Source organism: Microbispora sp. H10836 (genome assembly GCF_012999525.1).
In the GTDB taxonomy this organism is placed as follows: domain Bacteria; phylum Actinomycetota; class Actinomycetes; order Streptosporangiales; family Streptosporangiaceae; genus Microbispora.
In genome coordinates this window covers 743674-765495 of record NZ_JABBWU010000001.1, presented here as the reverse complement: position 1 = coordinate 765495, position 21822 = coordinate 743674, and the positions used below count along the sequence as shown (strand labels likewise).

Genomic DNA, 21822 nt, shown 5'->3' with positions numbered 1-21822 from the left:
CTATCGGGGAGATCACGAATCCCGCACTCCTGTGCGTGCCTCCTTTGCCACCTTTTTGCACTTTGCTATATCTGAGGGGAATATTTCATTACCTAGGGGTGGCAGTGGGCGGGCGTGGCATCCGGTTGATCGCCGGAATCTCCGTGGCGGTGGCCGTACTGGCAGGCTGTGGGCCGATGCCGGAACTCGACGACGCCCTCACGGGCCAGAGCGGCGGCGGGAAGAGCGACTCGGGCACGGAGCAGCGAGGTGTCAACCCGCTCGACAACCCCGACGGCACCGGACCCGGCCTGAAGGCCATCACGTCGGACAAGGACCGGGCGGAGGCCCGCAAGCTGATCGACAAGGTGGCGACGAAGGGCCGGGGAGCGAAGACCGGATACGACCGCGACAAGTTCGGCTACGCCTGGGCCGACAACGTGGACGACATCCCATGGGGCCGCAACGGCTGCGACACCCGCAACGACCTGCTGAAGCGGGACGGCCGGGACGTCAAGTATCGCAGCGGGTCGAACTGCGTCATCACCTCCATGACCCTGTACGACCCCTACACGGGCAAGACGATCGACTGGAGCAAGTCGAAGGCGGCGGAGGTCCAGATCGACCACGTCATGCCCCTGTCGTACGACTGGCAGATGGGCGCGTCGCGGTGGAGCGAGAGCAAGCGCAAGCAGATCGCCAACGACCCGCTCAACCTGATCCCCGTCGACGGCTCCACGAACGGCTCCAAGGGCGACTCGGGCCCGGCCACCTGGCTGCCGCCCCGCAGCGAGATCCGCTGCGCCTACGCCGTGCGCTTCGCCCAGGTCTCCCTCAAGTACGACCTGCCGGTGACCTCCGCCGACAAGGCGGCCATGTTGGAGCAGTGCAAGTGAGCCGGCCGGCTCACCGGTAGACGACCTTCCTGGCCGACCGGCCCGGGAAGACGACGACCAGGTGCTCCTCGGGGCCGGTGCCGTCCACCCCCCGGGCGTGGATCCGCACGCGGTACCGCCCGGGGCCCTTCACCGCCAGGTTGGGCAGGGGCCTGCCGGCCCCCTCACCGGCGCCCTCGGTCATCTGGGGCACCTCGAGGCGGCCGCCGCGGCTGACCACGCCGACCTCGGCCACCTGCTCCCAGCCCTTCAGCCGCAGCGGGGGAGCGGAGGCGAACGCCTTGACGGTCAGGCACATCGGCTGGTTCTCGCCGTAGGTCATCACGGCCGCCGTGCCGCCTCCGGCGGCGACGAACCCGTCGTCGATCGCCGCGGAGAAGACGCCCTCGCCCTGCGCCGAGGTGTCCTCCGGGTCGTGGACGGCGTATCCACCGCCCTCGGACAGGAAGTACGCGGCCGTGCCCTGCCGCCCGGCCCGCAGCCGAGGCCAGGGATCCCGGCAGCGGGCGTTCTCCTCCGCGACATAGCGGCCGGCGTCCGCGCGCACCTCGGACTCGGGGCGCAGAAAGTCGGGCTCGTCGGCGGCCACCGCCTCCGGGCAGAGGAACACCAGCACGTTCCTGTCGGCTCCCCACGAAGCGCGCTCGCTGCCGGCCTCCTCCAGGAGAGCGTGCTGCTCCGCCCCGTCCCCGGCCGCGCAGAGCCTTCTGCCGTAGGCCAGGACGTGCTGGTCGGAAAGGGTTTCGGGGAACATCGGCGGCAGCCCGTCCATCGTGCTGCGCGCATGGCAGAGGAACGCCTTCTCCCTGTCCTCCGGCCTGGTGTCGCCGTAACGGCGGTACGAGCCGGTCCATTCGAAGCAGTCCTCGCCCCAGCCCGTGAAGGTGAACCTCGGGGCGGCCTCGGGCCGTACCAGCACGAGAAGAGGCAGAATCACGGCCGCCGCCGGGATCGGCCTGGGCAGGCGAAGCGGGCGCGCGGGACGTGGCGCGGCGAGTTCGTGGGCGGAGCGGGCGAGCCACACCGCGAGCATCACGTCGTCGCCCTCGTCCAGCAGCAGCGTCAGGGGCCAGGCGGCGGACGAGGCCACCCACTCGAGGCCCGCGCCCGCCAACGGGAGGGCCAGTGTCAACGCCAGGTTCAGCCAGCCGGCCGCGAGGGTCGCCCTGCTCCACCGGCCGTCGCGGTGCTGGCCGATGAGGATCGATGTCTGCCAGATCGGGGCGGCCGCGCTGAGCAGCATGATGCCGATCTTCAGCGACGGCGTGGCCGGGAACAGCCACGGCTCACCCGGGAACAGCGACGGCCCGTCCGACGACATGACGGCGATGGTGAGCGGCAGGAGCCAGTTCTCCGCCAGGGCCGCCGAGGCCGCCAGCGCGGCGGCGACGGCGCAGAGCCGGACCCACCGGCCGGAGAGGACCAGCGCGAACAGCACCTGCATCGGGCCCCACAGGGCCAGCTCGACGGAGTCCTCGAGGAACCCGGGGAGCAGGTCGGCCGGCAACCGGAGGACCACGGCGTGGGCGACGGCCAGGTAGAGCAGACGCCGCAGCCAGACCGCCCTCCGGTCGCCGTGCGGGCCCGCCTGCCGGGGCAGGGCGAGCACCTGACGCAGCATCCAGGTCTTGAGCGCGAGGATCGCGAGGAGAACCGGCACCGCTACCGCGACGGTGTGCCCGTCCACCAGGACGTCCGCGCGGAACTCGTCGAGCGGACACCACAGGACGGCCAGCCACAGGGGCCCGACGTCCCAGGTGACGAGGGCGGCCACGGCGGCGACGCCGGCGACTCCGAGATAAAGCCTCGGCACCCACAGCTCCGGACGAAGCCGCACCACGTCACGCCCTTCCCTACGACAGGAAGGATGATCTTAGGGGACCGCGCCGACAGACCGCGCCGACCCACCGGCCCGACGTATCGGGCCGACGAAGGGGCCCGAGGTACCGGGCCGGCGTACCGGGCTGGCGTACCGGGCCGTCAGACCGGGCCGCCCGCCTCGGACGGCCCGGCGACCCGGCGTGACCGGCCGGGCACGGGCACCGGCCGGTGCCTCAGCCGCAGCCGGCGTGGGGGTCGTCCACCTCGGGCGCGGTGTCGTCGGCCGTGACCTCCAGTTGGGCGGTCGAGGCCACCAGGCTGCCGGCGGGCGCCTTCGCCTCCTTCTCGTCCACCACGATGCCGCGCTCCCCGAGGAGCTCGTACGTCGACGGGTCGAAGATGATCTCCTCCCGCACCCCGCCGGAGACCCGGCCGACGCCGATGCCGGACCGTCCCGCGGCGTCCTCGATGTTCTCGGCCACCGTGACCCCGGGGATCGTGGCGGCGGCCTTGAACAGCGCCGCGCGCTGCGGCGCCGGCACGTACGTCTCCCGCAGCAGGTCGCCGACGGCAGTCCACGCCCCCGTGTCGGGTGGATTGTCGCCGCGCGGCCGGTCGTACAGGTAGGCGCGCATCTTCTCCGGGTCGGCGGGCAGCTTCTTCAGGGTGGTGTAGGCGGTGTCCCGCACGCTGTCACAGGCGGGGAGCCGCATCCACTCGGTGCCCTTCTCCCTGTACGCCTCCGGCGGGATCGGCCAGCCGGGGTAGGCGCGGGGCTCCAGATAGTCGATCTTCAGCGCGCCGTCCCTCGTGCCGTCGGCCGACAGCCAGATAGTCCGCTTCGTCCGGTAGAGGTAGCGCGATTCCTTCTCGCCCTCGCCGACCACGGTGGACTCGTACATGGTCTGGGAGCTCACCTTGACGAACTGATCGTCGCGTGGCGACAGGTCGGTCACCGCGCGGGCCGCCCTGCCCAGCACCTCCTCTGCCGACATGGCCGACACCTTCGGCAGCCTCACGACCCCCGGGCTCACCGTCGCCGGCCGGGTCTCCGGTCCCGTCAGGACGATGGTGACGGCCGCGACCCCCGCCGCGGCGAGCAGCGCCGTCCCGCCCGCGAGGAGCACGTACGGACGCGGGCGCGGGCGGACGGGACGTCCCCCGGGGTCGGCCAGTCGCCGCCGTACGGCCGCCTTGGCCGCCAGGGAGTAGGGCGCGACGTCGGGCCGTTCCCGCGCCACCAGGTCGATCTCGTCGGTCATGAGCCGTTCTCCTCGGGAAGGTCGAGATGGCGGCGCAGCTTCGCGCGCACCCGGTGCAGGCGCGAGCGGACCGTGCCGATGGGGATCTTCAGGGCCTCGGCCGCCTCCTCGTAGGAGAGGTCGGCCCAGGCGACCAGCAGGAGCAGGTCGCGCTCGGCGGCCGACAGCCTGGCCAGCGCGGCGGCGAGGGCGGGCCGCAGGGCGGCGGCGCTCGCCCGCTCCGCTCCGCGCTCCTCCTCGTGGAAGCCTCGCTCGCCGGCGTCGCGCGGCGCGCGGGCGAGCGCCCGCAGGCGCCGGACCTCCGAGCGGCGGTGCCCGGAGATGAGGTTGCCGGCGATGCCGTACAGCCAGGGACGGGCGTCCGGCCGGGACGTGTCGTACCGGTGCCGCTTGCGGAACGCCACGAGGAACGTCTCCGCCGTCACGTCGTCGGCGTGCTCGGGGCCGAGACGGCGGCCGGCGTAGGCGTGGATCTCGTCCGCGTGCCGGTCGAAGACGCCGGCGAACCGCTCGGGCGCGGTCAGCGACGCTTCGATCAGCCCGGCGTCGCTCGGCTCGGCGCCATCCGGCTCGGCGCCATCCGGCCCGGTGTCGGACGGCCCGGTGTCGTATGGCCCGGTGCCGTGCGGCCGGGTGCCGACGGCGCCGGCGCGGCCTGCGCCGGTGCGGGTCCCGAAGCCTGAGTCCGTGCCGTCGCGGGAGCCGCCGGGCTCGCGACCCGGGGCGACCGTGGGGAAGCGCGTGTCGCCGGAGACCGTCCTCACCACCCGATTTGTCCGTTCATAGGGGTTATCCTTCCGCGGGCGCCGTCGCGCCCTTCACCCCTACTCCGCCGGACGGCCCGGGCCGGTTCCGTGGTTCGCCGGAGCGACGTCAGCCGGAGGGCGTACCGCCGGGCCGCCTGGTCTGTCCGTCCGCCCGGCGCGCGACGAGCGCCCCCTCGACAGGGGACGCCACGGGGGACGCCGCGGAGACCGGCTGGTCGAAGATGTCGATGTCGACCTCCTCGCCGCCGACCGTCAGCGTCTCCCAGGCTCCGCTCACCAGCAGGGTACGCAGCGTCTCGCTCCGCAGTTCGTGCAGGTGCCGGAGGAGGGTCGCGTCGTCGGGCATGCCGGGGACGCGTGGTGACAGGCGGTCGCGGATCTGCCGCAGGCGCTCCAACAGGGCGTCGATGTCCGCGTCCCGGTCCGAACCGGCGCGGCCCTCCTCGATGCCCTGGACGATCGTGTCCTTGATCGCCCGGGTGACCCCCTGCTCGTCGGTGGTCACCATCGCGTTCCACGCGCGGCTCTTGTGCCGATACTGCAGCATCGACATCGCCGCCTCGTGCCGTACGAAGTCGGCGTCCCGCAGCGGCCTGCCGCGCCAGTTGCGGTTGAGTGACCGGGCCAGCGAGATGGCCGACGCCAGCCCGCTGTTGAGGCCCCGCCCAGGCCAGAAGTGGATCGCGTTGGCCGCGTCCCCCAGGAGGAACCCGTACGTTCCCGGGGTGGTCGAGGTGGGGGAGTACAACCGGGCGGTGAATCGCGGCCGCTGCACCATGTCCAGCCGGAAGGCGGTGACCGCGCTCACGTCGCCGTCGGCGACGCCGAAGAGCGCGAGCCCTTCCTTCGCCCGCCTCCACAGTGCCGAACCCCTGATCAGGGCGGGGAGGAACAGCGTGTGGTGGGTCGAGCAGTGGAAGTCCCCGTCCTCGGTGCGCTCCATCAGGCAGGGACTGGAGGCGACGCACTCCTCGAACACGTGCCGGACGGGGTCGATGCCGACGACCTCCGCGGCCTCGTCGTCGGTGAGCCGCATGTTCAGGAAGCCCTCGCCGCGCAGGGAGTTCAGGAGGAACCGGTTCTGCGCCACGGTCAGCAGCACGATCGCCGGGTCCGGCAGGCTGGACTTCACCCGCAGCCCCAGCACCACGTCCTGCAGGTGCCGGCCGTCGACCGAGAAGATCGAGTCGTCGGCCCGGCCGAACCTGTCGGTGAAGTGCTCGCGGGTCCGCGAGCGCCCTCCCTCGCAGATGGCGAGCACGTGCTCCTTGGCCACGTCGTCCTGGCGCTCCGCGGGGTCGAATATCTCGGGCACCAGGCGGATGCGGGCGGACCTCTCGTTCGCCATCTCCAGCAGGGTGTCCTCGATGTGGGCGATCCGGATGTTCCGCGGGCGGTAGTCGCGGATCGAGTCCGGACCGGCCGGCCACATCTCGCTGTAGGACCCCTCGGCGAACAGCCGCGACTGGACGTCCTCCGGGAGGTTCAGATACTGGCGGCTCTGCACCGTCACGACCTGCTGCCGCCGGTTGTTGCCCTGCGTGGCGTTCTTCCACACGATCCGCGGCCCGTCCTCGGTCCAGCGGCCGTCGTAGATCGTGATGGCGACCCGGTGCCCCATGAGGTGTTCGAGGAGCAGGGCGAAGGCCAGCCCGACGGGCCCGCCGCCGGAGATGGTGACGTGCAGGACCTGCTCCGGTTCGACGTCCGGATACGACTCACGGAACCGTCGCATCAGGGAGGTGTCCATCACCGTCTCGGCGTCGTCGAACGCCTCGAAGCGGAACGTCTCCCCTCCGATGGCGATCGTGTCGCCGGGCCGGAGCACATGCGTGGTGACACGCCTGCCGTTGACCAGCGTCCCGTTGCTGCTGCCCCGGTCGAGCAGCACGTAGCCCTCGGCCTCGCGGCGCACCTCCGCGTGGAAGCGCGAGGCCCTCTCGCTGGTGATCACCACACTGTTGTCGCCTCTGCGGCCGAAGGTGATCGGCTTGTCGTCGATCGGGAAACGCTGACCGGCAAGGGGACCTTCATGCCCGACGATCGCAGGTGGCATCGGTCCGCCCCCTTTCCCTCGAAACCGCCAATGTGATCATTAATCGTGACACGCTTCCCGTCTGCTGCAAAGCGTCCCAGTCAGGACCGGCAATCACCCCTGCGCGGCGAGGCGGGCGTCGTCGCGCCCTGCGCCCTACTCCGTGGGCCGGTTCCACCCGATGTGCTCACCCGGTGATGAGGAATCCGTTGTGGTCGCGGGCCACCCCGCCGGCGCGGGCCGCGATCGCGAGGGCGGCCCGCCGGGCGGCGGCGGGGACCTCCGTGCCGTAGCCGCCGTCCGCGGACAGCTCGTAGGTCACGTCGTCGGCGTCCCACTCGTTGACGAAGACCTCGATCGGGCTCTCGGCGCTGGTCAGCAGCGTCGTGCCGCCGTCGGTCACCGTCGTGACGGCGAGGCCGGGCACGTCGTCCGCGAGCAGGCCGATCACCTCGTCCACCGGGATGAGCCGCCCGCCGGTGACCTCGGCCAGGTCCTCCGGAGGCTCCTGGCATTCCGGGTGCTCCCGGCCGCCGAGCCGCTCGGCCAGGCCCCGCACGAGCAGGCTCGGCCGCGCGAAGTCGCCCCCCGCCTCGCTGTCGATGTTGCGGGCGAAGAACGCGGCACCCCAGCCCGCAGGAAGCCCCGCCCTGGCCGCCAGCTCCGGGGTCAGCTCGATCGGCCCGCGCAGCTCGACGTTCTCGCCGATCTTGAACCCACGCCAGTAGGGCCCGGCCTCCGGATCGTGCAGCCGCACGGTCTCCAGCACGGTCGTGAGGTCGGGAACGTACGGCAGCAGCAGCGTCGGCCCCTTGCGCAGCCGCCGGGCCAGGAAGAAATCGGAAATAACACCCATGCGGCCACTGTCCCGTCCGGCGCTTGGGATCCGCTTGGACCGTGCTGCCCAAAACGTGCTGCTCAAACTGCGCTGCCCGGACTGCGCGTCTGGAGGTGCTACCGGGCGGCCGAGCCGCGCACCTGGAGGGACGCCAGCAGGGCCGTGCTGGCCTGCGTGATCTCCTCGACCGCGCGGTCGAACGCCTCGGCGTTGTGGGCCGCCGGGGCGCGGAAACCGGAGATCTTGCGGACGTACTGCAGGGCCGCCGCCCGGATGTCCTCCTCGGTCACCTCGTCGGTGAACGGCGGGCGCAGGGTCTTGATGCTTCGGCACATGTGCCCATACTGTCCCGTCCGCGCCGGGAACGGGGCTCAGGAACGGAAGACGGCGGCGCCGAAGTCCTCCGCCACCTTGCGCAGCATCGCGGCGAGCTCCTCGCGGTCGATCGCGTCGATGCGCTCGGCCGGTCCGGACACCGACATCGCCGCGAAGGTCCGCCCGCCGTCGTGGACGGGCACCGCCATGCAGTGCACGCCGTTCTCCTCCTCGCCCAGGTCGAGCGCGTACCCCCGGGCGCGCACCCGGTCGAGCTCTTCCAGCAGGTCCCCGACCTCGGTGATCGTCCGGTCCGTACGGCGGGGCAGCCCGGTGCGCCGGAACACCGCCGCCGCGTCGTCCCGGTCGGCCAGCAGGGCCTTGCCGACGGCCGTGCTGTGCGGCAGCACGCGACGGCCGACCTCGGCGAACATCCGCAGCCTGCGCGGCGAGGGCACCTGGGCCACGTAGACCACGAAGTCGCCCTCCAGCACGGCGAGGTTGGCCGTCTCGCCGGACAGCTCGACCATTCTCGCGAGGTACGGCTCGGCCCACACCGCGAGCATCCGCTCGGCGACGCCGCCGACGCGCACCAGCGCGCCGCCGAGCGCGTAGCGCCGGTCGGACTCCTGCCGGACGTACCCGCGGGCCAGCAGCGTCTGTAACAGCCGGTGGATCGTCCCGTACGGCAGGCCCGTCCTGGCGGCGATCTCCGACAGGCCGGCCTGGCCGCCGTGCTCGGACAGTGCTTCGAGCACGTCCAGCGCCCGGTCGACGCTCTGCACGCTCACCGCGTCCTCCTCCTCCGCATCGGGGACCGTCCAAGGATGCCCGGTTCGAGGCCGCGCAGCGAGGCGTCGAGCACCTCGGCCGTGTGCGCGACCCGGATCTCCCCCTTGCCCGACCTCCGTACGGCGGCCGCGATCTGCATGGTGCACCCCGGGTTGGCCGACACCAGCACGTCGGCGCCGGCGGCGAGCACCCGTTCGGCTTTGCGGTCGCCCAGCTGCCGGGCCGCCTCGGGCCGGAAGAGGTTGTAGGTGCCCGCGGACCCGCAGCAGATCGCGGACTCCTCGAGCTCCCGCAGCTCCAGCCCCGGGATCGCGCGCAGCAGTTCGCGCGGCTGGGCGCGCACGCCCTGGGCGTGTGCCAGGTGACAGGCGTCGTGGTAGGCGACCGTGACCGGCAGCGGACGGCGCTCGGCCACGGGACCCAGCTCGGCCAGGAACTCCGCCAGGTCGCGGGTCCGCAGCGCCTCGGCGCGGGCCGCCCAGCCGGGCTCGTCCGCCAGCACCTCGGCGTAGTCCTTCATGCTCGACCCGCAGCCCGCCGCGTTCACCACCACCGCGTCCACGCCGGCCCGCTCGAAGGCGGCGATCGTGCGGCGGGCGAACCTCCGCGCCTCGGCCTCCCGGCCCGCGTGCAGCGACAACGCCCCGCAGCAGCCCTGCCGGGGCGGGATCACCACGTCGCAGCCCTCCAGCGCGAGCACCCGGGCCGTCGCCGCGTTGACCTGCGGGAAGAACTCACCCTGCACGCAGCCGGTGAGCAGCCCGACCCGCGCCCTGCGCCGCCGCCTCGCCCGCACCAGCGGCGGCAGCCGTACGGGCCGGGGGACGCCGGGGGCCAGTTCGGCCATCGCGCCGAGCGAGGGGTTCACCCGCTCCAGGAACGGCTGGAGACGTCTGCTCAGCCGCATCGGCAGCCGCATCGCCCGAAGCCTGCGCCGGTAGGGGAACAACGCGAACACCAGGGCCCGGATCGCGCGCTCGTCCGGGCGGCGCACGTGCTCGCGCTCGACGACCGCCCGGGTCTGCTCGATCAGCCGGTCGTACCGCACGCCGGAGGGGCACGCGGTGACGCACGCCATACAGCCCAGGCAGGCGTCGAAGTGACCGGCCATCGCGTCGGTGACAGGGGTGCCCTCGACGTGCTGCCCCATCAGGTGGATGCGCCCGCGCGGGGAGTCCATCTCCTCGCCCCACAGCACGTACGTCGGGCAGGTGGGCAGGCAGAACCCGCAGTGCACGCAGTCTCTGATCAGCTCGGGGTCCACGTCAGATGCCTCCCACGAAGCGGCCGGGGGACAGCCGGCGACCGGGGTCGAACCGCTCCTTGACCCGGCGCATCAGCGACAGCGCGCCGACACGCCCCCACCGGTCGAGGCGGCGCGCGGCCTCCGGGGGCGCGGCGAGCACGACCACGCGCGCCTGTTCGCCGAGGCCGGCGCGGAGCTGCGAGGTGAACCCGGCGACCAGCGCCGGTTCAGTGTCCGGCGGCAGGGCGATGTGCAGCACCTGTGCGGCGAGCGAGCCTCGAAGTACCGCCCGGAAGCCCGTGACCTGAGCCGCCTGCAAGAAGCCGAGGAAAGTCTCGGCCAGCCGGGAGGAGGCGTTCCTGACCTCCAGCAGGATCTCTCCGGCGTGCGGGGCCGCGGGCTTCGCACCGGGCGGCTCGGCGGCCCGCCCCGGCGGCTCGGGCAGGCGTCCCCACCACGGCGGCGGCTCCTCTGTCACCTCCGCCGTCTCGCCCATCAGTTCGCCCATCAGCCCGCACAGTGCTTTGGCCCGCTCGGCCGCGGCGGCGCCCTCGACCAGGACCGCGACTGTGCAGGGCCCCTTCACGTCGGGCCAGTCGATCTCCACGGCGCTCGGCTCCAGCTGCGACCCGGTCACGGCGGGGACCGCCGCCGCCAGAGATGCGGCCAGGTCCGTGGTGAGGGTCTCGAAGGTGAGGCCGTCCTCGTTCGTCCAGGTCCCGTCCGTCTCGGTCACCGGACGCTCGACGGTCGCCGTCACCCAGGCGCGGGCGGCGGGCAGCGGATGGAGGCGGAACGTCGCGTCCGCGATGATCCCGAGCGTGCCGTACGAGCCGGTGAACAGCTTGCCGAGGTCGTATCCGGCGACGTTCTTGACGACCTTCCCGCCCGACCTGGCGATCGTGCCGTCGGCGAGCACGACCGTGACGCCGATGAGCAGGTCGCGGGCCGTGCCGTACCGGAACCTGCGCGGCCCGGCGATCCCGGTGGCGAGCAGCCCGCCGACCGTGGTGCCGGGCACGGGCACGTCGAGCGCGAGCTCCTGGTTCTCCCCGGCGAGGGCGTCGGCCAGCGCCTCCAGGGTCACCCCGGCCTGCGCCCGCACGACCAGGTCGCCCGCAGTGTGCTCCAGCACCCGGTTCATGCGGGACAGGTCCACGAGCACGTCGCAGCGTTCGGGCCGGGCGCCCCAGTGCAGCTTGGTCCGGCCGCCGGTCGCGACGGCGGCCAGGTCGTGCGCGGCGCACGCCCGCATGACGGCCGCGATCTCCTCGGCCGACCCGGGCAGCGCCACCAGGCGCGGGCGCACGCCCGCGACCTCGTCCCCGTCGCCCGCCGCGCGGATTTCCACGCCCGTCGCGGCCAGCGCGTTCTCGGCGACGTCCATCAGAACTGCTCCGCCAGGCCGGCCTCCACCAGCGGGTGCGCGCCCCTGCGCACTCCCGGCGCCTCGCCGCACAGGCGCGGGGTGGGGAAGACCTTGCCGGGGTTGGCCAGCCCCCGGGGATCGAACGCGCACCGCACGAGTTGCATGGTGTCGAGGTCGTCCTCGGTGAACATCCGGGGCATGTAGCGGGCCTTGTCCACGCCGACGCCGTGCTCCCCGGTGATCGACCCGCCGTGCTCGACGCACAGGTCGAGGATGCGTCCGCTGACGGCCTCGGCGCGCTCGGGCTCGCCGGGTACGGAGTCGTCGAACAGCACGAGGGGGTGGAGGTTGCCGTCGCCGGCGTGGAAGACGTTGGCCACCCGGATCCCGTACTCCTCCTGCAGCCGGTCGATCCCCGCGAGCACGCGCGGCAGCGCGGTCCGCGGCACCACGCCGTCCTGCACGATGTACGCCGGGCTGATCCGGCCCACGGCGGCGAACGCCGACTTGCGGCCCTTCCAGATGGCCGCCCGCTCCTCGGCGGAGGCGGCCACCCGGATCTCGAAGGCGCCGCTGTCACGGCAGAGCCGTTCCACGGCGGCGAACTGGTGCTCCACCTCCGCGCGCGGCCCGTCCAGCTCCACCACCAGCACGGCTCCCGCTCCGGCGGGATAGCGGCAGTGGACGGCGGCCTCGGCCGCCTCGATCGCCAGCGCGTCCATCATCTCGATCGCGGCAGGGACCACGCCCGCCGCGATGATCGCCGACACCGCGCGGCCGCCGGCCTCGATGCCCGTGAAGGCGGCGAGCAGGGTCGTGACCGCCTCGGGCGCCCGCGACAGCCGTACGGTGATCCTGGTGGCGATGCCGAGCGTGCCCTCCGATCCGATGAACGCGCCGAGCAGGTCGTAGCCGGGGTCGTCGGCGGACAGCTCCACGATCTCCCCGTCCGGTGTCACGATCTCGGCGGCCAGGACGTGGTTGACCGTGAAGCCGTACTTGAGGCAGTGCGCGCCGCCCGAGTTCTCCGCCACGTTGCCGCCGATCGAGCAGACCTGCTGGCTGGAGGGGTCGGGGGCGTAGTAGTACCCCCGGTCGCGGACCGCCTCGGTGATCGCCAGGTTCGTCACGCCCGGCTCCACCACGGCCCGGCGGTTCGGGATGTCGATCTCGACGATCCGCCGCATGCGGGAGGTGACGATCAGTACGCCGTCCGTGCGGGGCAGGGCGCCGCCGGACAGGCCGGTGCCCGACCCCCGGGCGACGAAGGGCACGCCGTGCTCGCCGCACAGCCGCACCACCGCGGCGACCTGCTCGGCCGTCCCGGGCAGCACGACCACGCCGGGGGTCGCCCGGTGGTGGGTCAGCCCGTCGCACTCGTAGGTGCGCAGCCGTACGGGGTCGGTGATGACGGCGTCCGGCGGGAGCACGGCGGCAAGGCGCTCCGTCAGCCGTTCGAGCTCGGGCATCGGCCTCCCTTCATCTGCTCACGGCATGCGCGCGTACGCGGGAAGCGTGAGGAACTCCGCGAAGTCGTCGTCAAGGGCGACCTCCTTGAACAGGGCCATGGCCTGGGCGTAGAGCTTCTCGTCGTAGCCCGGCTCGGCGGCGATGCGGGCCAGCTCCTCCTCGATGATCCGCTCGACGAGCTCCCGTGTCACCACCGCGCCGGTGTCGGCCAGCGTGATGTCGTTGTGGATCCACTGCCAGACCTGCGAGCGGGAGATCTCGGCCGTCGCCGCGTCCTCCATCAGGTTGTGGATCGCCGCGGCGCCGTTGCCGCCCATCCAGGCCGCCAGGTAGCGCAGGCCGACGTCCACGTTGTTGCGCAGCCCGGCCTCGGTGATCTCGCCGGGGGTCTTGGACACCGCGAGTAGGTCCTCGGCCGTGACGTGGACGTCCTCGCGCAGCCGGTCGAGCTGGTTGGGCCGGTCGCCGAGCACGCCGTCGAAGACCTCGCGGCAGATCGGCACGAGGTCGGGGTGCGCCACCCAGGAGCCGTCGAAGCCGTCGCCGGACTCGCGGGTCTTGTCGGCCCGCACCTTCTCCAGCGCGACCTTGTTGACCTCGGGGTCGCGGCGGGAGGGGATGAAGGCCGCCATGCCGCCGATCGCGTGCGCGCCGCGCTTGTGGCAGGTGCGCACCAGCAGCTCGGTGTAGGCCCGCATGAACGGCGCGGTCATCGTCACCGCGTTGCGCTCGGGCAGCAGGAACTCCCGCCCCCGGGTGCGGAACTTCTTGATGACGCTGAACAGGTAGTCCCAGCGGCCGGCGTTGAGGCCCGCGGAGTGTTCCCGCAGCTCGTAGAGGATCTCCTCCATCTCGAACGCGGCGGGGTAGGTCTCGATCAGCACGGTCGCCCGGATCGTCCCGCGCGGGACGCCGAGCAGCTCCTGCGCGCGGACGAACACGTCGTTCCAGAGCCGCGCCTCCAGGTGCGACTCCATCTTCGGCAGGTAGTAGTACGGCCCGCGGCCCTTGTCGATCTGCCGCCGCGCGCAGTGGAAGAAGTAGAGCCCGAAGTCGAGCAGCGACCCGGACATCTCGGAGCCGTCCACCAGGATGTGCTTGTCCGGCAGGTGCCAGCCGCGCGGGCGGACCACGATCGTGGCCAGCTCCTCGTCCGGCCGCAGCGCGTACGTCTTGCCGCCGGACTCGAAGTCGATCGTACGGTCGAGGGCGTCACGCAGATTGAGCTGCCCGTTGACCGTGTTCTCCCAGGTCGGGGAGTTGGCGTCCTCGAAGTCCGCCAGCCAGACCTTGGCGCCGGAGTTGAGGGCGTTGATCGTCATCTTGCGGTCAACCGGACCGGTGATCTCGACTCTGCGGTCCTCCAGCCCCGGCGCGGGCGGGGCGACCCGCCACTCGGACTCGCGGACGTGAGCGGTCTCGGGGAGGAAGTCGAGCATGCCGCCCGCGGACAGCTCCTCCTGCCGCGCCCGCCGGGCGGCGAGCAGTTCCCTGCGCCTGGGGTCGAACTCGCGCTGCAAGGTGGCCACGAAGCCGAGGGCCTCGGGAGTGAGGATCTCGTCGAACCGGTCCAGCAGGGGGCCCTTGATCTCGACGCCTTCCGCCATTTTCCACCTTCCGGAAAAATAGTTCCTAATCGTGGAACTGACGCTACTTCAGGGGAGGTCCGGGGGTCAACGCGGGGCGGCTCGTCGGGGACGGCTCAGGGGATGCTGAGGGACTTCCCCGATGGGACACGGCGTACGCATCCCCGAGGATCGAGGACATGAGATACAAGACGTTGGCGGTCGCGGGGGCCGTCCTGGGGATGAGCCTCGCCGTCGCCGCCTGCGACGTTCGGCTCGACTTCGACGGGCAGCAGGCCGTGCAGTCCTACGACGTGACGGACAAGGTGACCGTCATCGACACCCGCACGGGGTCGGGCGACGTCGTGGTGAACGAGAGCGACAGGTCCGGCGTCCACGTCACCGAGACCCTGCACTGGCGTGGGGACAAGCCCGCGGACGGCCACTCCGTCGCCGGGGACACGCTCACGCTCGCCTACAAATGCCACAACTGCTCCGTGGACTACAAGGTGGAGGTGCCGCGCGGTCTCACCGTGAAGATCGACACCGGCTCGGGGGACATCACGCTGCGGAACCTGAGCGGGCAGGTCAACGCCTCCACCGGGTCGGGCGACGTCGACGCGCGCGGGCTCGCCGCCACCCAGGTGGGCACCCGCACGGGGTCGGGGGACATCACGCTCCGGTTCACCGTCGTACCCGACCAGGTGCAGGCGGTGACAGGGTCGGGCGACGGCCGGCTCTGGGTGCCGGACGGCGCCTACAACATCGACGCGTCGACCGGGAGCGGCGACCGCAGGATCGAGGTGGCGGACGACGACTCGGCGCCGCACGCGATCACGATCAGGACCGGATCGGGCGACGCCGAGGTGCACAAGCTGTGATTCCCGGGGCTACCGGGGTCGTCCGCGGTGGTCCGGCTCACGGGCGGGAGCGGCCCCGGGCCGGGGAGCGCCTCAGGCGAGCACGGGCTGGTTGGAACGGAAGACGCCGGCGGGGTCGCGGCGGCGCTTGATCTCGCGCAGCCGGGCCAGGGTGTCCGCGTCGAACGCGGAGGCGGCCTTCTCGTCGCCGTGCAGATAGGTGAAGGGCTTGCGGCCGGTCGTGTGCGGCGCCATCGTCCTGGCGATCTCCGCCAGCCTCGCGGCGACCGCCCGGCCGCCCTCCGGCGACATGACCGGCCCGATCATGCCCAGCAGGTACGGCTCCGCGACGGGTGCGGCCGCACCGCCGCCGGCGACGGGCCCGCTCAGCGCGCCGCCCAGATGGCGCACCTGCACCGTGGCCAGCGGAGCGATGCCGCCCACGGCCGCGAGCAGGTCGCCGGCCACGTCCTCGCCGAGCCCCGTCAGCAGCTCGCCGCGCCCCGCGCCGGGCACCGGCTGCGTCGGCTCGGCGCAGATGCCGCCCAGGGCGTCCGGTGCCATCGGGGCGCGGGTGTCGAGGATCACGCCGGGGACGTCCCCGAACCGCCGCAGCAGGCCGCGTCCCTCCTCCTCGCCGCCCAGGAACGTCGAGTCCACCGCGACCGCGGCGAGACCGCGCAGCGGCTCGGGGACCTGGGGCACCGGGGGGAACTTCACCATCGTGAACCAGGCGGTCAGCTCCACAGGCGCGGCGCCGGTGACCTCCCGGAAGGCGGCGAGCACCTCGGGCGCCCGCTCCGCGGGCCACAGCATGCGCCCGCCGTACAGCAGGGGCGCCGGGTGCAGGTCCAGCTCCATCGCCGTCACCAGGGCGAAGTCGCCTCCGCCGCCGCGCAGCGCCCAGAACAGGTCCGGGTCGGAGTCCGCCGTCACCCGGGCCTCCACGCCGTCGGCGCCCACCACCTCGAAGGCCCTTACGGCGCCGGCCGCCCAGCCGTGCCTGCGGGCGAACCAGCCGAGCCCGCCGCCGAGCGTGTAGCCGGTGACGCTGACGACGGGGGAGCTGCCGGGCAGTCCGGTCAGCCCGTGCTTGCCGGCCGCGGTCAGCAGCTCGCCCCACTGCACGCCGGCCTCGACGCGGGCGGTCCGCCGCTCCGGCCGCACCTCGACGCCGCGAAGCCGCCCGGTGCGCACCAGGATCGTCCCGTCGAGGCGGGCCGACGCGCCGTGCCCGCTCGGCTGCGCGGCCACGGCGAGACCGGCGAGCCTCGCGTATCGGACCACGGCGGCCGCGTCCGCCGCATCCTCGATCTCCACGACCGCCCGCACGCGCTGGTCCACCGCCCGATTCCAGGGCAGCCGGGCCGCCTCGAAGGCGTCGTCGCCGGGCACGAGCACCCGTCCGCGCACCGTACGCCGCAGATCGGTTTCCAAGGTCGACACGATTTCCTCCCGCTTCACACTCACTGATCGCTCCACATCCTGGTGCGGGCGGTTTGCGGTGGATTAGTAATCGACTAGGAGTCCGCTAGTCGTGCGGCCGACAAGCCGGGCAATACGCTCAAGCCGGGCAATACGCTACGGATCGAAATCCCCGCGTCCAGAGGAACCATGGAATTCCGCCTGTTCGGCCCGCTCGAGGTCATCGACCCGGCCGGTCGTGTCATAGATCTCGGCACGCCGAAGCAGCGAGCGGTGCTGGCCATGCTCGCCCTGGAGCCCGGACGGGTCGTCTCACTCGACCGCCTCATCGACGAGCTGTGGTCGGGCGAGGCGCCCTCCAGCGCCACCGGCACCCTGCAGGCCTACATCTCCCAGCTCCGCCGGGCGCTGGAGCCGGGGAGGCCGCCGCGCACGCCGCCGAAGGTCCTGCTCACCCGCGAGCCGGGGTATCTGCTCGCCGTCGCCCCCGGCCAGGTGGACCTGGTCCGCTTCGCCGCGCTGGCCGAGGACGGCCGCCGGTCGCTCGCCCGCGGCGAGCCCGCCGCGGCGGCCGATCTGCTGCGCCGCGCCCTGGAGACATGGCGGGGCGAACCGCTCGCCGAGTTCGCCGCGTACGAGTTCGCGCAGCCGGTCGTGGCGCGGCTGACGGAGCTGCGGGCCTCGGCCACCGAGGACTGGTTCGAGGCCCGGCTGGCCACCGGTGAGGGCGGCTCGTGCGTGCCCGGCCTGGAGAGCGCGGTGGCCGGGCAGCCGTACCGGGAACGGTCGTGGGCGCTGCTCGTCCGGGCGCTCTACCGCGCGGGACGGCAGGCCGACGCGCTGGCCGCGCTGCGCAGGGTGCGCACGCTGCTCGCCGACGAGCTGGGCCTGGAGCCCGGCCCCGAGCTGCGGCGGCTGGAGCAGGCGGTGCTCGGCCAGGCGCCCGGCCTGGAGACGCCCCCGGCCGCCGCGGAGCACGGCACGGACGGCGTCCCCGGCGCTCCGGTCGTCCCGGACGACCGGACCGTGCCGGACGCCGCCGGGGATGCGCCTGCCGTGCCTGCGGAGGCCGGGCGGACGTTCCACGCCGGCGGCCTGATCGCCAGGCGCGAGCAGCTCCAGCGGGCCGCCGAGCGCCTCGCGTTGGCGCGGCGCGGGCGAGGTGGAGTGCTGCTCGTGTCCGGCGAGGCGGGCATCGGGAAGACCAGCCTCGCCGAGGCCGTCGCCGACGAGGCGTCCGCGCTGGGGATGGCGGTCGCCTGGGGCCGGTGCGCCGAGGACACGGGCGCGCCCGCCTTCTGGCCGTGGCTCCAGGTGCTGCGGGACCTCGCGCCGCCGGAGACCGGGCCGTACGGGACCGCGTCGTACGTAGGCGGGCCGGGCGGCGGACAGGACGTGGCCCGGGCGCTCGCGGCCCTGTCGGGGGTCGCGGAGCCGGAGACCGCGGACGCGAGGCACGGGCTTCCGGGGCATGGGCTTTCAGAGCATGGGCCTTCGGGACACGGGCTTTCGGGACACAGCGCGGCGCTGTTCGCGCTGCACGAACGGGTGACGGGCGCGCTGATCGCGGCCGGACCGGCGCTCGTCGTGCTGGACGACCTGCACTGGGCGGACGCCGCGTCGCTGCGGCTGCTGGCCTTCGCGGCCGGGGCGCTGCACCGCGCGCCGGTGCTGGTGCTGGCCACGATGCGGCCGGAGCCGGGAGGCGAGCCCGACCAGCTCCGCGAGACCTCGGCCGCGCTCGCCCGCGAACGCGGCGCGGAGCGCCTCACGCTGCCGCCGTTCACCCGGGAGGACGTGGCCGCCTACCTGGCCGGGCGCGACCTGCCGGACGCGCGGCTCGCCGCGGTGCTCTTCGAGCGGACCGGCGGCAACCCCTTCTATCTGGGCGAGCTCGTCAGGCTGCTGGACAGCGAACACCGTCTCGACGCGGCCTCCGCGGGGGTGCCCGAGGGCGTGCGCGAGGTGATCGGCCGCCGGGTGGCCCGCCTGCCCGAGGAGACCCGCGCGCTGCTCGGCGCGGCGGCCGTCCTCGGCCGCGAGGTGAGCCTCGACGTGCTGGAGGCCGCCTGCGGCACCCCGGCGGAGGAGGTCATGGCGCTGCTCGAACCGGCCGTGGCCACCGGGCTGCTGGCCGAGGTCCCGGACGGCTTCGACTACCGCTTCTCCCACGCCCTCGTCCGCGACGCCCTCTACACCGATCTCGGCCGGGTGCGCCGGGCCCGGCTGCACCTGCGCACCGGCGAGGCCCTGGAGACGCTCGCGGGCGTCGAGCCGTCGGTCCTCGCCCACCACTTCGGGATGGCGGCCAGGGCGGGCGGCGCGGCCAAGGCCGTGGAGTATGCGGTGCGCGCCGCCCGTCAGGCCGCCGCCCAGTGCGCGTACGACGAGGCGGTCGACTGGTGGGGCAGGGCCCTGACCGCGCTCGGCCCGGCCGACGCGGCCCGGCGCTGCGCCCTGCTCGTGGGCTTCGGCGAGGCGCTGCGGACCGTGGGCGACGTCGACCGGGCCAGGTCGGTGCTGGAGGAGGCCATCGCCCTGGCCGCCCGGATCGGGGAGCGGGCCACGCTGATCGAGGCCTTCACCGTGTTCGGCGGGCTGTCGGTGTGGAACTGGCGCCACTACGGCGTGGTGGACGAGGAGATGGTCGCGCTGCTCGAAGGGCTGCTGGCCGAACCGGCCGGCGACGCGGAGCGGGCCACCCTGCTCGGCACCCTCGGGCTCGAGCTGTACTACTCGCCGCGCCGTGCGGAGGGGGAGCGGCTGGCGGCCGAAGGCGTGCGGCTGGCCCGCCGCGCCGGCGACCCCCGGCTGCTGGCCCGCTCCCTCAACAACTACCTCGTGGCCGCATGGGTGCCGGAGCGCGAGGAGGAACGCCGCCACGCCGTCGAGGAGATGCTCGCCCTCCCCCTGGATGCGTCCGCCGAGGCCGTGGCCCGGATCTTCCGCATGGCCAACCTGCTCAGGGCGGGCGAGCTGGACGAATGGGACCGCGACCTCGCCCGCTGCCGGCGCCTGGTGGAGCTGATCAGGCGCCCCGAGCTGACCGGCATGGCGGGCATCGCCGAGGCCGCCGGCCGTACGATCCGGGGCGACTGGGCCGAGGCCGAGCGGCTCGCCGCGGAGTTCACCGCGCTGATCGAGGACTTCAGCATGTGGGGGCTCGACTATCCCGGCCTGATCACCCTGTACACCTGCAGGCGGGGCCAGGGCCGGGTGGCGGAGCTGGCCGACCGGCTCGTGTCCCGCGCCCACGACGCCGACATGGTCCCGCTGCGGCCCGTCGCCGTGCTCGCCGCCCTCGACGTCGGCGACACGGCTCTCGCCCGCAGGCTCGTCGACCGGTGGGGCACCCGGGTCCCCCCGGACTGGACCGCCGAGTTCCTCACCGTCGTGTGGGGTTACGTCGCCGCCCGGCTCGGCACGCCCGATCCCGCCGCCCTGCTCCGGACGCTCACGCCGTACGCGGAGCGACTCGTGGTGAGCGGCATGGGCGGCGCCGGATGGGGGTCGACGCACCTGGTCCTGGCCGAGCTGGCAGCCGCGACCGGCGAGCGCGGCCTCGCCCTGCGCCACGCGCGCCGGGCCCACGAGACCCACCTGCGCCTGGGGCTGGACCACTGGGCGGGGGAGAGCGCGCGCCTCCTCGCCGAACCGGAGTGAGCCGGACCGGAGTGAGCCGGGCGGGACGGATGAGCCGCCGTCACCCGAGGACGGGGTAGTTTCCGAGGATCACGCCATGCGGGTCACGGCGGCGCTTGACCTCGCGCAGGCGGGCCAGGACCTCGGCCGGGAAGGCGGACGCCGCGGGCTCCCCGTGGCCGAGGAAGGTGAGGGGCTTGCGGCCGGTCGAGACCCCCGCCACCGCGTCCGCGACGGCCGACTGCCGCCGCCGGATCGCCTCCTCCATGCCGGGCGCCACGAGCACGCCGAGCGTGCTCAGCAGGTAGGGCTCCGCGATGTGCCCGCAGGCTCCGCCCTTCTCGTCGACCTGGGCGAGCGCCCCGCCGAGGTGGCGGATCTGCACGTATGCGAGTGGCGCGATGGTGCCGGGCCCGGCGGCGGCCAGCATCGCCGCCGCGTCGGCGTCGCCGAGCCCGGTGAGCAGCTCGGAACGCAGCAGTGCGGGCGTCGGGTCGGTCGGCTCCGCGCAGATGTCCGCCAGTTTCGCCACCGGCATCCGGCCGCGCGTGTCGAAGACAGGCTCGGGAATCCGGTCGAACCGGTGCAGCAGGGCCCGCGCCTCGTCCGGGTCGCCCAGGTAGGTGACGTCGATCGTCACGGCCGACAGGCCGCGCAGCGGCTCGGGCAGTTCGGGCAGCGGCGGGAACTGCAACAGGTGGAACCAGACCGTCAGCTCCTCGGGCGCCACGGCCGTGGTGGCGCGGAAGGCGGCCAGCACCTCCGCCGCCCGCTCGGCCGGCCACAGGATCCGCCCGCCGTACAGCACCGGCGCCGGGTGCAGGTCGAACTCCATCGCGGTCACCACCGCGAAGTCGCCCCCGCCGCCGCGCAGCGCCCAGAACAACTCGGGGTCGCTGCCGGCCGTGACGGTCGTCTGCTCGCCTGAGGCGTCTACGACCTCGAACGCGCGCACGCTGTCGGCGGCGAAGCCGTACCTGCGCCCGAACCAGCTCAGGCCCCCGCCCAGCGTGAATCCGGTGGCGCTGACGACCCCCGTGCTGCCCGCCAGAGGCGCCAGCCCGTGCTCACCCGCCGCCGTGAGCACATCGCTCCACGGGACGCCGGCCTCCACCCGGGCCACCCGTTCCGCCGGCCGTACGGTCAGGCCGCGCATCGCACCCGTGCGCAGCAGGATCGCGTCGTCGAAGGCCGCCGGGGCGTGCCCGTTCGGCTGGGTGGCGACGCGCAGCCCGGCGAGGCCCGCGTAGCCGACCACGGCCGCGACGTCGTGCGCGTCCCGCGCCTCGACGACCGCCGCGACCCGCTGGTCGACGGCCATGTCCCAGGGGCGCCTGCTCTCGTCGAAGCCCTCGTCGCCGCGCACCAGTACCCGGCCGCGCACCACCCGGCGTAGATCGGCGCCGAGCGCCCTGATCGGGTCCATCTCTTCCCTCCACATCGTGGGTTCTCCTGCGCGACCACCGTGGAACACGGGGATCGGAGCGCGTATGAGCGCGGCTTGGAGACCGTTCAAGTCGCGCCCAAGTGGACCGTTCCG

General features: G+C 73.5%; 16 protein-coding genes. 3 read left to right on the top strand and 13 right to left on the bottom strand.

The window, feature by feature from the left end:
• The first annotated feature begins 176 nt into the window (after nucleotides 1–176).
• Nucleotides 177–875 (top strand): HNH endonuclease family protein, encoded by a 699-nt coding sequence (locus tag HHX30_RS03545; protein WP_169979247.1) that lies wholly within the window; start codon nucleotides 177–179, stop codon nucleotides 873–875.
• A gap of 10 nt (nucleotides 876–885) precedes the next feature.
• Here the strand turns inward: HHX30_RS03545 and HHX30_RS03540 are convergent, their stop codons facing one another.
• The 11 genes from HHX30_RS03540 to aceB form a co-directional block, all read right to left on the bottom strand.
• On the bottom strand, nucleotides 886–2715 hold the full coding sequence (locus HHX30_RS03540) for a hypothetical protein (RefSeq protein ID WP_169979246.1): 1830 nt from the start codon (nucleotides 2713–2715) through the stop codon (nucleotides 886–888).
• 214 nt (nucleotides 2716–2929) lie between these two features.
• Entirely contained in the window at nucleotides 2930–3958 is a 1029-nt protein-coding gene (locus HHX30_RS03535) for a CU044_5270 family protein (RefSeq protein ID WP_169979244.1), read from the bottom strand.
• Nucleotides 3955–4722 carry an RNA polymerase sigma factor gene (locus tag HHX30_RS03530; protein WP_311922058.1) on the bottom strand — a complete coding sequence of 256 codons (768 nt, stop codon included), beginning with the start codon at nucleotides 4720–4722 and terminating at the stop codon, nucleotides 3955–3957. Before HHX30_RS03530 ends, HHX30_RS03535 begins: the two co-directional genes overlap by 4 nt.
• Before the next feature lie 109 nt (nucleotides 4723–4831).
• Nucleotides 4832–6781, bottom strand: coding sequence for an FHA domain-containing protein (locus HHX30_RS03525; protein WP_169979242.1), 1950 nt, complete (start codon nucleotides 6779–6781; stop codon nucleotides 4832–4834).
• 166 nt (nucleotides 6782–6947) lie between these two features.
• On the bottom strand, nucleotides 6948–7616 hold the full coding sequence (locus HHX30_RS03520; protein ID WP_169979240.1) for a hypothetical protein: 669 nt from the start codon (nucleotides 7614–7616) through the stop codon (nucleotides 6948–6950).
• A gap of 98 nt (nucleotides 7617–7714) precedes the next feature.
• Nucleotides 7715–7933, bottom strand: a complete 219-nt coding sequence (locus tag HHX30_RS03515) for a DUF2277 domain-containing protein (RefSeq protein ID WP_139576177.1) — start codon at nucleotides 7931–7933, stop codon at nucleotides 7715–7717.
• Between the two features lie 36 nt (nucleotides 7934–7969).
• On the bottom strand, nucleotides 7970–8698 hold the full coding sequence (locus HHX30_RS43125; protein ID WP_396703281.1) for an IclR family transcriptional regulator: 729 nt from the start codon (nucleotides 8696–8698) through the stop codon (nucleotides 7970–7972).
• A 2-nt stretch (nucleotides 8699–8700) separates the two neighbouring features.
• Nucleotides 8701–9969, bottom strand: coding sequence for a (Fe-S)-binding protein (locus tag HHX30_RS03505; protein WP_169979236.1), 1269 nt, complete (start codon nucleotides 9967–9969; stop codon nucleotides 8701–8703).
• A 1-nt stretch (nucleotide 9970) separates the two neighbouring features.
• On the bottom strand, nucleotides 9971–11338 hold the full coding sequence (locus tag HHX30_RS03500) for an FAD-binding oxidoreductase (protein ID WP_169979234.1): 1368 nt from the start codon (nucleotides 11336–11338) through the stop codon (nucleotides 9971–9973).
• Entirely contained in the window at nucleotides 11338–12789 is a 1452-nt protein-coding gene (locus HHX30_RS03495) for an FAD-linked oxidase C-terminal domain-containing protein (protein ID WP_169979232.1), read from the bottom strand. Before HHX30_RS03495 ends, HHX30_RS03500 begins: the two co-directional genes overlap by 1 nt.
• Nucleotides 12790–12807: 18 nt before the next feature.
• Entirely contained in the window at nucleotides 12808–14397 is a 1590-nt protein-coding gene (gene aceB / locus HHX30_RS03490) for a malate synthase A (RefSeq protein ID WP_169979230.1), read from the bottom strand.
• A 158-nt stretch (nucleotides 14398–14555) separates the two neighbouring features.
• Here aceB and HHX30_RS03485 point away from each other — a divergent pair, with 158 nt between their 5' ends.
• Nucleotides 14556–15236, top strand: a complete 681-nt coding sequence (locus tag HHX30_RS03485; protein WP_169979228.1) for a DUF4097 family beta strand repeat-containing protein — start codon at nucleotides 14556–14558, stop codon at nucleotides 15234–15236.
• Between the two features lie 72 nt (nucleotides 15237–15308).
• Here the strand turns inward: HHX30_RS03485 and HHX30_RS03480 are convergent, their stop codons facing one another.
• Entirely contained in the window at nucleotides 15309–16661 is a 1353-nt protein-coding gene (locus HHX30_RS03480; protein ID WP_169979226.1) for an FAD-binding protein, read from the bottom strand.
• Nucleotides 16662–16829: 168 nt separating this feature from the next.
• Here HHX30_RS03480 and HHX30_RS03475 point away from each other — a divergent pair, with 168 nt between their 5' ends.
• A complete protein-coding gene (locus HHX30_RS03475; protein WP_169979224.1) occupies nucleotides 16830–20303 on the top strand; it encodes a BTAD domain-containing putative transcriptional regulator in 3474 nt (1157 codons plus the stop codon).
• A gap of 40 nt (nucleotides 20304–20343) precedes the next feature.
• On the opposite strand, the gene HHX30_RS03470 is transcribed toward HHX30_RS03475, so the two are convergent.
• Complete coding sequence (locus HHX30_RS03470) at nucleotides 20344–21723, bottom strand: FAD-binding oxidoreductase (RefSeq protein ID WP_249349535.1); 1380 nt, start codon at nucleotides 21721–21723, stop codon at nucleotides 20344–20346.
• Between the last annotated feature and the right edge of the window lie 99 nt (nucleotides 21724–21822).